The organism is Cohnella sp. GCM10012308 (assembly GCF_042649185.1).
Lineage (GTDB): Bacteria > Bacillota > Bacilli > Paenibacillales > Paenibacillaceae > Cohnella.
Map to the genome: position 1 here is coordinate 131,006 of NZ_JBHRYU010000012.1, position 11,587 is coordinate 142,592.

An 11,587-nucleotide genomic window follows, 5' to 3' on the forward strand; every position below is an offset into this window, starting at 1 on the left:
CTATTGAATGGAAAGAGTTGCCGCTCTATGATAGCAGTAGAATCGATTGCATGTTAAAGCGGTCGAAGCAGCGTCGTTAGCGGACAACTCGAGCCGGGAGGCGGAAAAATGATCATACGCAAAGGGGCGATAGCGGCCCTGCTGGTTTTGACTGTGCTAAGCGGTTGCAAGGGCGGCGCCAACAACCTGAAGCCGGAACCGACGCCGGAGCCGACGGCCGAAGACGCGATCGGCGCCTATCTTAAGGAATGGCAGCAGCTCGATTATGCGGGCATGTACGCGATGCTGACGCCCGATGCCCGGGGCAAGCAGACCGCGGAGCAATTCGCCGAACGCTACGGCAAAATTTACGAGGGCATCAAGGCTGCCAAGCTTGAAGTCGAGGACGTCTCTCCGGCGCCGGCAAGTTCGCCATCAAGTTCGCCGGCCTCTACCGCTTCGACTGCTCCTGTCGTCCAGAAATTCCAGTATGCCGTTCAAATGGAAACGGTCGCCGGGCCCGTGACGTTCAAGCACGAGGGCACGGCGAGGAAAACGCTGGACGGCGAGGAGCAGAAGTGGCGGATCGACTGGGATTCGTCGATGATTTTCCCCGAGATGAAGGACGGTGACAAAGTGCGGGTACAGACGCTGGCCTCCGAACGGGGCGAGATCGTCGACCGCACGGGCGAAGGGCTTGCCGTTAACGGTACTGCGCCGCAGCTTGGCATCATTCCCGGGCAGCTCGGGGACGACCCCGCGGCCGTCAAAGCCAAGGTAGCCGCGAAGCTTGGCATTACCGTGGCCGATATTGACCGCAAGCTTGGCGCTTCCTGGGTCAAGCCGGGCCTGTTCGTACCGATCGGCATCGTGGACGAAGCCGAAATGGATGTTTTCGACGGCGTGCCCGGCGTCACCTTTCAGCAAAAAAAGCTGCGCGAATATCCGCTCGGCGAAGCCGCGGCCCATTTGACCGGGTACGTCGGAGAGATCAATGCCGAGCAGCTGGAGCGTCTCAAGGACAAAGGCTACAAGACCGGCGACGTCATCGGCAAAGCGGGACTGGAGCAGGTGCTTGAGGACAAGCTGAGAGGAACGGACGGCGTCGTCGTCGCGATCGAGGACGCCGGCGGCCAGCGGAAGGCCGTGCTTGCCGAGAAGCCGGCTGAGCCGGGAACGTCGTTTCAACTGACCGTGGACGCAGGCCTGCAAAAAACGATTTACGAGGAGGTTAAAGCGGATGCGTCGTCGGCTGCGGCGATTGAGCCCCGGACCGGCGAGGTGCTGGCGCTGCTCAGCAGCCCGTCCTACGATCCGAACGCCTTCGTGCGCGGCTTGTCCTCCAAGCAGTATGCGGCCTGGAACGACGATCCGCGTCATCCGTTCCTGAACCGCTTTTCCAAAGGCTACGCGCCCGGCTCGTCGTTCAAGCTCGTCACGGCGGCGATCGGACTGGACGAGGGAACGCTCGATCCGGATAAGGCCGTCGAGATTTCCGGCATGAAATGGACGAAGGACGGCTCGTGGGGCAGCTATTACGTGAAGCGGGTTCATGCCGTCAATCCGGTCGACTTGTCCAAGGCGCTCACGTACTCGGACAACATCTACTTCGCGCAGGCGGCGCTCGCGCTCGGCAAGGACAAGTTCGCGGAGGACGTCGCCAAGTTCGGCATCGGGGAAGCGATTCCGATCGTCTATCCGCTGGCCAAATCACAGCTGTCCAATAAGGGTCTCAAGAATGAGATTCAGCTCGCGGACTCGGGCTACGGCCAAGGCGAAGTGACGATGACTTCGCTTCACGTGGCGCTTGCTTTTTCGGCGATCGTCAACGGCGGTAATATCGCCTATCCTCGCTTGACGCTGGAGGACGATCCGGATTCGCCGCAGATCTGGAAGGCGGCCGCGATGACGCCCGAGTCGGCAGAGCTTTTGAAGAAGGATCTCGTTCAGGCGGTGGCGAGTCCGGAGGGCGTCGGTCACGGCGCCTATATTCAAGGGGCGGCGATCGCCGGCAAGACGGGCACGGCCGAGCTCAAGGCGACCAAAGGCGTAAAGGGCGAGGAAAACGGCTGGTTCGTCGGCTTTGACGCGAACGATCCCAAGCTGCTGCTCGCCGTCATGGTCGAAGACGTCAACGGGCGCGGCGGCAGCACCTATGTCACGCCGAAGGTCAAACGGATTTTTCAGCAAGCGATGAAAGGCTGAGCACGAACCCTTTGCCGCGCACGTTTTCGATGGAGAGGACGGGACCCGTTTTTTTGCGGATACGGTACAGAAGAGAGTTGATCTCTTCCGATCCGGCCGCCGGGCTCCCGTCCTTGCCGGTTCGTTCGGGCCATACGCAGCGGGCGATTTCCTCTTTGCCGACGAATCTCCGCTCCTTGCGCAGGAGCAGCTCGATGCATTTGTATTCTTTGTCGGTAAACGGGTAGGTCGTGTCGCTAACGGTGAGCGCTTGCCTGACCGGATCCAGTGCGTAGTCGTCCTTACCGGTGCCGGGCTGTATCGGTTTTTCGCGCTCGATCTGGAGCTCCAGCGTTTCTTCCAACGCCCGGCTGGAAAAAGCCAGGCAAACCGAGCCTTTGGAAAAGGCGACGGTGTCGGAGGCCCGCAGGATGACGGGTTTGAATGGCAACGCCCGGGTGCCGTTTACCGTGGTACCGTGCTTGCTGCCAAAGTCCGTCAATGTGCAGATTCCTTTTTCGCAAACGATTCCGGCATGTTTTCTGGACACATAGGCATTGTCGAACCCGATATCGGGCGCCCACTCGGCGTCCTTGCGGCCCAGAACGACGTTCGGCCGTTCCAGTGCCAGAACGGTACCCTCGTCGTAGGGATAGCCGCGAATGACGACGAGGCAAGGGGATGGATTCATTTTTTTCTGCACCTCGATTTTTACAGATTCTGAGATTATGCTGTAAATAAGACGTGCGATGAGGCCTGCAGGTTACGTCCTGTGCCGTCCCGTCATCGCTGGATGGAGCCGCAGTGATGCGGACCCGCTGGAAAGGGAGATGATCATTATGAAAATCGTCGTGCTAGACGGCTATACGCTAAATCCTGGCGATCAGTCCTGGAGGGATTTCGAGCGTCTGGGCCAAGTGGAGGTATACGACCGTACGGCGCCGGAGCTCGCGGAGGAGCGGGCGCGCGATGCGCGCATCGTGCTGACTAACAAGACGCCGATCCGTGCCGAGCTGCTGGCAAAGCTGCCTGCGCTCGAATATATCGGCGTGCTGGCAACCGGTTACGATATCGTCGACGTCCGGGCGGCTGGCGAGCGAGGCGTCGCCGTTACGAACGTCCCGGGGTACGGGACGGATTCCGTCGCGCAATCCGTATTCGCCTTGCTCCTTGAGCTTTGTCAGCATGCGGGAATGCACGATCGCTCCGTCAAGGCTGGAGAATGGGCGGGCAGCCCGGATTTCAGCTATTGGAAAACGCCGCTCACGGAGCTGAGCGGGAAGACGCTCGGCATCGTCGGCTACGGCCGCATCGGCGAAGCGGTTGCGCGTATTGCGCACGCCTTCGGCATGAAGGTCGCCGCGTACAAGCGTCATCCCGACGGGGCGCCTCCGTTCGAAGGCTTCGAGTGGGTATCCTTGCCCGAGTTGCTGGGAAAATCGGATGTAGTCAGCCTGCACTGCCCGCTCACGCCGGATACGGAGGAGCTGATCAACCGCGACAGTCTCGCGAGGATGAAGCAATCCGCTTTCCTGATCAACACGGCACGCGGACGCTTGATCGCGGAGAAGGATCTCGCCGACTGCCTGAACGCCGGCGGCATCGCAGGCGCGGGGCTGGACGTATTGTCCGCGGAGCCGCCGCCGGCCGATCATCCGCTGCTGTCCGCCGTCAACTGCATCATTACGCCGCATCAGGCGTGGGCGACGCGGGAAGCGCGGGAGCGGCTGATGGCGATCGCCGTCAGCAATCTGGAGGCGTTTCTGGCCGGGAAGACGGCCAATCGGGTCGTGTGAGGGGCGGGAAGGCGCGCATCGCCTTCTATACGAGAGGGGATGCGGCGGTTGGAGCCTCCGTGGCGCTCATCGCCTTCTGTACGAGAGGGGATGCGACGCTTAGAGCCTTTGAAGTGCGCATCGCCTTCTGTACGAGAGGGGATGCGGCGGTTGGAGCTTCCGTGGCGCTCATCGCCTTCTGTACGAGAGGGGATGCGGCGAGTGAACTTCCGTGGCGCTCATCGCCTTCTGTACGAGAGGGGATGCGGCGGGTGGAACCTCCGTGGCGCTCATCGCCTTCTGTACGAGAGGGGATGCGGCGGTTGGAACCTCCGTGGCGCTCATCGCCTTCTACACGAGAGGGGATGCGGCGGTTGGAACCTCCGTGGCGCTCATCGCCTTCTGTACGAGAGGGGATACGGCGGTTAGAGCCTCCGTGGCGCTCATCGCCTTCTGTACGAGAGGGGATGCGGCGGTTGGAACCTCCGTGGCGCTCATCGCCTTCTGTACGAGAGGGGATGCGGCGGGTGGAACTTCCGTGGCGCTCATCGCCTTCTGTACGAGAGGGGATGCGGCGGTTAGAGCCTCCGTGGCGCTCATCGCCTTCTGTACGAGAGGGGATGCGGCGGGTGGAACTTCCGTGGCGCTCATCGCCTTCTGTTTGAGAGGGGATGCGATGGTTAGAGCCTTAGCTTTTCGATCGATGTGCCCTATCCAAGCTTATCTGAGTCTTGCCGATTTCGGCGAGGCTTTTTTTATGGCTAATAAGGGTTTGACTAATTAATAAGGTACCTGTATTATAAAAACAAGGCACCTGATTATCAGGCCCCTGAATAAAATGTAGGAGGCTATCGCCATGGAAAATAGTCAATCGAATTTAATGGAGCAATTGTTCCGGATCGTCATATTACTGCGTCGTTATCAACATCATTTGCTGAGAGAAGGCGCGGGGGGCGGCGACCCGCTTCGCGGGCAAGGACGCGTTCTGTCGCTGCTCAAGCTAAAGCCGGAAATCACCCAAAAGGAGCTGTCGTATTTGCTGGATATGCGCAATCAATCGCTGGGCGAGCTGCTCGGCAAGCTGGAACGCAACGGGTATATTACCCGGATGCCGTCCGAGCAAGACCGCCGGGTAATGAACGTGAAGCTGACGGAAGCGGGCTCGCAGGCAGCCGAAGAAATGGAAAAGCAGCAGGAGAACCATAACAAACTGTTCGAGTGCCTCAGCGAGGAGGAGCAGCGAACGATGGGCGAGTACCTGGACCGGTTGATCGGGGAGCTGGAGCGGCAATTGGTCGGAACGGATGGTCAGGATGGACGTGACGACGATCGGCGCGGAGGGAGAGGACTTCACGGGCATGGCTTCGGACCTCGGGGCTTCGATCCACACGGAAGAGGATACGGCGAACATCCGGAACGCGGAAGAGGACACGGCTTCGATCCGAATGGCGGACGCCATCGCAGACCCACGCTTGGCGGAGAAGGCTGGGGTCTCCGCCCGAGACCGGGCCGGGATTCGTTTTGATTTGACGGACTGCTATCTGATCGAATTGAGCAATCGAAAAGAAACGGTTGCTGGCGGGGCATGTTAGACTGGAGTCATCCGAAACGAAGGGCGGAGGATGGGCTTGAAGCTCTCACATGTTCGACTGCTGGCGTCGAATATCCACGAATGCTTTTTGTTTTATCGCGACGTTATCGGTCTTGAAGTTCGTTACGGCGACGAGACGACGCCGTTTGCGGAGTTTGCGACGGGAGACGTCAGCTTCGCGCTCGAAACGCCGATGGCAGAAGATCCGGTTGAAGCGAGATCGGCTTCGATGCCGTTCAGCGGCCGCGACCAAGTCGCGCTCGTATTCCGAGTAGGAGATATCGATGCTGTATACGAGAAGCTGCAGTCAAAGGGCGTTACATTTGTTCAACCGCCACGCGATACGCCTGAGTGGGGCCACCGCGTTGCCTATCTCCGGGATCCGGCGGGGAATATACTCGAGTTGAATCAAGGTATTTAATGAGGTTAATAAACGAGCATGCAGACATATTGCCTGCATGCTCGTTTTTTGTTGAGTTTGTTTGATTGAAGCGGACCATAGCGTCGTTATTTTGGAGGTTATGGCTATTTTAGAGGATCAACGGACCGTGGATCCGCTAAGTTAGGCGAAATCGGCACTTATACGGGGAATGGACACAGCTAGCGGATTCTCTGTCCTTAAGTGGGCGCATTAGCCGAAAAACAGCCAAATAGCGGACCCACGGTCCGCCAGCCGCTCTGAGTACCCAAGTTCCAACCCGCCAGCCGCCAACCGCCAACCGCCAACCCGCCAACCGCCAACCCGCACACGCCTAAACACATTCGCCTTTACTCTCTATTTCACCAAGCCGATAAACGCATGCGCCGCGCTGGACAGCGGCATATTTCGCATCGTTAACAATCCGACGTGGGACGGAGGCAGCGGAATGTCGATGGCCACCTCGAATAACGAGCCTTCCTCAAGCTCTTTAGAAACAAACTCCCGGGTTACGTAGGAGATACCGAGCCCCCGCCTCGCGAATTCGATGAGCAGATCGACGCTGCCGACTTCGATCTCCGGCTTGATCGAGTAACCATAGTTGTGAAAAATCTCCGTTATCGTCATCCGGGCCCGGCTGTTCCGCGAGAACAAAATGATTGGATGCTGCAGCAGGGCATCGATCGTCAGCACCGTGTTTTTCAACTCGGCATACCTGGCGCCGGCGACGAAGCAGTCCTGCAGCTGAAAGCTCTCGGTCACCTGGAGCTGGGGATCGACGATCGGCATGCGCACGACGCCCAGATCGATTCGGCCTTCCTTCAGAAAAGTGATGACCTCCGGCGTCGTGCCGTGATTCAGATGCAGCTTCACGCCGGGATGGCGCTTGTGGAACTGCTCCAGATAGGGCAGCACGTAATGCTTGAACAAAGAATCGCTGCCGCCGATTCGAAGCTCGCCGCTGTCCAAGTTTTTAAGCGCGGCCATTTTCTCTTCGGCCAGCGTGATCAGAATTTGCGATTGCTCGATGTACGAGTACAGGACCATGCCTTCCTGCGTCAGCTCGACGCCTTTGGAATTGCGGTAAAACAGCGAAACCCCGAAGCTTTCCTCAAGCTGCTTGATGGCATGACTCACGCTTGGCTGCGTCAAAAATAGCGCCTTAGCCGCCTGCGTCAAACTCCCCGTTTTGGCCGCCCAATAGAACACCTTGTAAAGCTCGTAATTGTTACCCATAGACATGGTCTATATCTCCTGTGAAATATATTAATTACTTGTATGGCTTCGATTCGTATTATAGTGAAAATACAAATCAGAAACCAGAGCGAATCCTCGCTCGGGGAAGGAGAAGGAAGATGGAACCGACTACCTTTGTACTATTCGGTGCGACAGGAGATTTGGCCAAGCGCAAAATCTATCCTGCCCTTTATAACTTGTTCATCCGCGGCAAGCTGCCGCAAGCCTTCTCCGTCGTCGGCCTCGGCAGAAGGGAATGGACCGACGAAGTTTTCCAGGCCGCCGTCGAACGCTCGTTATATCAGTTTTCGAGAACGGAGCCCGACAACAAGGAACAGCTGAACGCCTTCTTGGAGGCTTTCCGATACAGCGTGCTTGACATCAGCCGCGAGGAGGACTACCGCAAGCTGCTGGCGCTCGTCGAATCGCGCGAGCAAGCGCTGCAGATGCCGCCGAACCGCTTGTTCTATCTGTCCGTCGGACCAGAGCACTTCGAACCGATCGCCGACAACATTCGCGCAAGCGGGCTTGGCTCCGCCGACGGCTGGAAGCGGCTCGTCATTGAAAAGCCGTTCGGCCACGATCTCCCGTCCGCTCGCGCGCTGAACGCGAAGCTGTCCGAATCGTTTGCCGAGGAAGAAATCTTCCGCATCGACCACTACCTGGGCAAGCCGGTCGTGCAGCGCCTCGAATCGCTGCAGCAGGCCAACCCCGTGATCCAGGCGCTGTGGACCAACCGGTATATCGCCAACGTGCAAATTACGGCCAGCGAAGCGGTAGGCGTGGAGGAGCGCGCAGGTTACTACGATCACGTCGGCGCGATCCGCGACATGTTCCAGAACCATCTGCTCCAGCTGCTCATGATGGCGGCGATCCACCTGCCTTACGACAGCAGCTCCGAGAAGGTTCGTTTTAAAAAGAAAAAGATCATGGAGGCGCTGGTCCCCGTCGCGGAAGAGGACGTCGGCCTGCATCTCGTGCGCGGTCAATACGCGGAAGGCAGCATCGGCGGACAGCCGGTCGAAGGCTACAAGTCCGAGCCGGGAATCGCGCCGGACTCCATGAACGACACGTTCATCGCCGCCCGGCTTCGCATCGACAACGGCGATTGGCGCGGGGTGCCGTTCTACATTCGCACCGGCAAGCGCATGAACAAAAAATCGACGCGAATCGTCGTCGAGTTCAAGGAACCGCTGAAGCAGGCTTGGTCGCAATCGGAAGAAGACGGCGTCGCGCCGAACCTGCTTGTCATCGAGATCGGTCCCGGCGAGAGCATCACGCTCAGGCTGAATACGAAGGAAGCGGGAGCGAACGGCGGCTTCAAGCCGATTCATGTGGACCTTCATTCGACGCCGGCCGATTCTCCCGAAGCCTACGAGAACTTGATCGGCGACGCCATGAAGGGCGATCCGACGTTCTTTGCGCATTGGGACGAAGTGGAGATGTCCTGGGAATGGGTGCAGCCGGTGCTGGACGCATTTGCGGAAAATACGGTGCCGCTGGTCAGCTACGCCGCCGGCAGCCACGGACCTGCGGAGTCCGACGCCTTGCTGGCCGAGGACGGGTATCACTGGTGGTACGACGAACAATCCGAAGCGCTGCCTAAATCCGATAATAAAGAAGGAGCAGATTATGCCTATCACGCAAACCATTGAACAATTGTCCGTCGATACGATCCGGACGCTGTCGATCGACGCCATCAACGCGGCCAACTCCGGTCACCCCGGACTGCCGATGGGAGCGGCGCCGATGGCGTACGCCCTCTGGTCCGAACATCTGAATCACAACCCTTCGAACGCCAAGTGGTTCAACCGCGACCGCTTCGTGCTGTCGGCCGGACATGGCTCCGCGCTGCTGTACAGCTTGCTTCATCTGTTCGGCTACGGAGTAACCATCGATGACCTCAAGCAGTTCCGCAAGCTCAACAGCAAGACGCCGGGCCACCCCGAATTCGGCCACACGGACGGCGTCGACGCGACGACAGGGCCGCTGGGCCAAGGGATCGCGATGGCGGTCGGCATGGCAATGGCCGAAGCGCATCTGGCTTCGAAGTTTAATCAGTCTGGCTTCCCGGTCGTCGATCATCATACCTTCGCGCTCGTCGGCGACGGCTGCCTGATGGAAGGCATCTCGTACGAAGCGATGTCGATGGCCGGACATATGAAGCTGGGCAAGCTAATCGTGCTGTACGATTCCAACGACATCTCGCTGGACGGGGACCTGAACCTCAGCTTCGGCGAAAACGTGCAAAAGCGCGCCGAATCCTCGAACTGGCAGTACCTGCGCGTCGAGGACGGCAACGATCTGGCGGCGATCTCGGCAGCCATCGCTGCGGCGAAGGCGCACGGCGATCAGCCGACGCTCATCGAGGTCCGCACGATCATCGGCTACGGCAGCAAGGCGGCCGGTACTCACAAGGTTCACGGCAACCCGCTCGGTCTCGAGGAAGCGAAGTCGACCAAACTGAATTACGGTTGGGCATACGAAGAGGAATTCACGGTGCCGGACGAGGTGCGCGGACACTTCGAGCTGCTGAATCGGAAGGGCGCCGCCAAAGAAGAAGCCTGGCAAAAGCTGTTCGCCGCCTACGGCGAGGCGCATCCGGCGCTCGGCCAGGAGCTGGCAGGCGCGATTAGCGGCAAGGTCACGCTTGAGGACGCCGACATTCTGACGTTCGATACGGCGAAGTCGATCTCGACGCGCGTAGCCAGCGGCGAAGCGATCAACCACTATGTGAAAAAGGTGCCGTCCATCTTCGGCGGCAGCGCGGATCTGTCGCATTCGACGATGACCGACATCAAGGGCGAGCCCAAGTTTGCGATCGATTCCTACGCGGGCCGCAACGTGTACTTCGGCGTCCGCGAGCATGCGATGGGCGCGGCCGGCAACGGTATGGCGCTGCATGGCGGCGTCAATGCCTTCGTCAGCACGTTTTTCGTATTCAGCGATTATTTGCGCCCGTCGATCAGACTTGCCGCGCTGCAGAAGCTGCCGGTCGTCTACGTATTTACGCACGACTCGATTGCCGTCGGCGAAGACGGCCCTACGCATGAGCCGGTCGAGCATCTGGCGGCGCTTCGCACGATTCCGGGCCTGACGGTCATTCGTCCGTCGGACGCCAACGAGACGGCAAACGCCTGGGCTTATGCGCTGACCCAACAGAAAGGACCTGTAGCGCTGATCCTCAGCCGGCAAAATCTGCCGACGTACGAACAGACGAAAGCGAACCGCGAGCAAGTCGCGAAGGGCGCTTACGTGCTGGCCGAGACGAATGAACAGCCGGACCTTATTCTCATCGCCACCGGTTCGGAAGTATCCCTCGCGGTGAACGCGAAAGCGGAGCTCGAGAAGGACGGTGTCTCCGTTCGCGTCGTGGCGATGCCGAGCCGCGAATTGTTCGACCGTCAGCCGGATGACTACAAGCAATCCGTACTGCCCGATGCCGTAACGAAGCGGTTGTCCATCGAAGCGGGGATCTCGCTCGGCTGGGACCGTTACGTGGGCAAAGACGGCAAAGTACTGTCCATCGACACGTTCGGGGCATCCGGCTCCGGCGGCGCGGTTATGGAATACTTCGGCTTTTCCGCAACGAATGTCGTGCGCATCGCCAAAGAACTGCTATAATTTGTAACGGCAGCACAGCCAAACTTAAAAATAATGGAGGTTTTTGAATCATGAAGTTTTTCATCGATACCGCGAACCTGGCCGACATCAAAAAAGCGTACAAAATCGGCGTACTATCCGGCGTTACGACGAACCCTTCCCTGGTTGCCAAGGAAGGCGTTAAGTTCGAAGACCGCATTGAAGAGATTCTGAAGGAAGTGCCCGAAGTCGAATCGGTATCCGCCGAAGTAACGCCGGACGCCCTTACGGCAGAAGAAATGATCGCCCAAGCCAACGAGCTGATCAAGATCAACAACAACGACAAGAACATCACCATCAAGCTGCCGATGACGCTGGCCGGTCTCGAAGCTTGCCGCTATTTGACCAAGAAAGGCGTCAAGACGAATGTCACGCTGATTTTCACGGTCAACCAGGCATTGCTCGCCGCACGCGCCGGCGCAACCTATGTATCTCCGTTCCTGGGCCGCCTGGACGACATCTCCGAAGACGGCGTCCTGCTCGTCGCGAAGATCGCGGAGCTGTTCCGCATCCATAACCTCGACGCGCAGATCATCGCGGCTTCCGTCCGCCATCCGGACCACGTAACCCGTGTCGCCATGGCAGGCGCGCATATCGCTACGATTCCTTTCTCGGTCATCGAGCAGCTCACCAAGCACCCGCTTACCGAGCAGGGCATGGAAAAGTTCGCGGCCGACTGGAAAAAAGCGGTTCAATAATCAGCGATAAGCGTTCCGCTAAAATAGCGTTTGAAAAATAGAGAGAGCATGAAGCACAGGAGGA

10 protein-coding genes are annotated in these 11,587 nt (G+C 58.9%); 8 read left to right on the forward strand and 2 right to left on the reverse strand.

The window, feature by feature from the left end:
* Positions 1 to 108 precede the first annotated feature (108 nt).
* Positions 109 to 2,184, forward strand: coding sequence for a penicillin-binding transpeptidase domain-containing protein (locus tag ACFOTD_RS15590; protein WP_378120276.1), 2,076 nt, complete (start codon positions 109 to 111; stop codon positions 2,182 to 2,184).
* On the opposite strand, the gene ACFOTD_RS15595 is transcribed toward ACFOTD_RS15590, so the two are convergent.
* On the reverse strand, positions 2,150 to 2,854 hold the full coding sequence (locus ACFOTD_RS15595; RefSeq protein WP_378120278.1) for an FHA domain-containing protein: 705 nt from the start codon (positions 2,852 to 2,854) through the stop codon (positions 2,150 to 2,152). The genes ACFOTD_RS15590 and ACFOTD_RS15595 overlap by 35 nt on opposite strands.
* A 148-nt stretch (positions 2,855 to 3,002) precedes the next feature.
* Here ACFOTD_RS15595 and ACFOTD_RS15600 point away from each other — a divergent pair, with 148 nt between their 5' ends.
* The 4 genes from ACFOTD_RS15600 (at position 3,003) to ACFOTD_RS15615 (ending at position 5,950) form a co-directional block, all read left to right on the forward strand.
* On the forward strand, positions 3,003 to 3,959 hold the full coding sequence (locus ACFOTD_RS15600) for a D-2-hydroxyacid dehydrogenase (protein WP_378120280.1): 957 nt from the start codon (positions 3,003 to 3,005) through the stop codon (positions 3,957 to 3,959).
* A 262-nt stretch (positions 3,960 to 4,221) separates the two neighbouring features.
* On the forward strand, positions 4,222 to 4,722 hold the full coding sequence (locus ACFOTD_RS15605; RefSeq protein WP_378120282.1) for a hypothetical protein: 501 nt from the start codon (positions 4,222 to 4,224) through the stop codon (positions 4,720 to 4,722).
* 72 nt (positions 4,723 to 4,794) lie between these two features.
* Positions 4,795 to 5,463 carry a MarR family winged helix-turn-helix transcriptional regulator gene (locus ACFOTD_RS15610; RefSeq protein WP_378120283.1) on the forward strand — a complete coding sequence of 223 codons (669 nt, stop codon included), beginning with the start codon at positions 4,795 to 4,797 and terminating at the stop codon, positions 5,461 to 5,463.
* A 103-nt stretch (positions 5,464 to 5,566) separates the two neighbouring features.
* On the forward strand, positions 5,567 to 5,950 hold the full coding sequence (locus tag ACFOTD_RS15615; RefSeq protein WP_378120285.1) for a VOC family protein: 384 nt from the start codon (positions 5,567 to 5,569) through the stop codon (positions 5,948 to 5,950).
* Positions 5,951 to 6,304: 354 nt separating this feature from the next.
* Here ACFOTD_RS15615 and ACFOTD_RS15620 read toward each other — a convergent pair whose 3' ends face one another.
* Entirely contained in the window at positions 6,305 to 7,183 is an 879-nt protein-coding gene (locus ACFOTD_RS15620) for a LysR family transcriptional regulator (protein WP_378120341.1), read from the reverse strand.
* Positions 7,184 to 7,302: 119 nt separating this feature from the next.
* Between ACFOTD_RS15620 and zwf the strand changes: the two genes are divergently transcribed.
* From zwf to fsa, 3 genes are read left to right on the forward strand one after another with little or no spacing between them, the layout of a single operon-like run.
* Positions 7,303 to 8,838: a glucose-6-phosphate dehydrogenase gene (gene zwf / locus ACFOTD_RS15625; protein WP_378120287.1), complete on the forward strand. Its 1,536-nt coding sequence runs from the start codon at positions 7,303 to 7,305 to the stop codon at positions 8,836 to 8,838.
* The gene (tkt, locus tag ACFOTD_RS15630; RefSeq protein WP_378120342.1) at positions 8,822 to 10,807 is read left to right on the forward strand and encodes a transketolase; all 1,986 of its coding nucleotides are present in this window, start codon (positions 8,822 to 8,824) and stop codon (positions 10,805 to 10,807) included. Before zwf ends, tkt begins: the two co-directional genes overlap by 17 nt.
* A gap of 50 nt (positions 10,808 to 10,857) precedes the next feature.
* Positions 10,858 to 11,523, forward strand: a complete 666-nt coding sequence (fsa, locus tag ACFOTD_RS15635; RefSeq protein WP_090115946.1) for a fructose-6-phosphate aldolase — start codon at positions 10,858 to 10,860, stop codon at positions 11,521 to 11,523.
* Positions 11,524 to 11,587 lie beyond the last annotated feature (64 nt).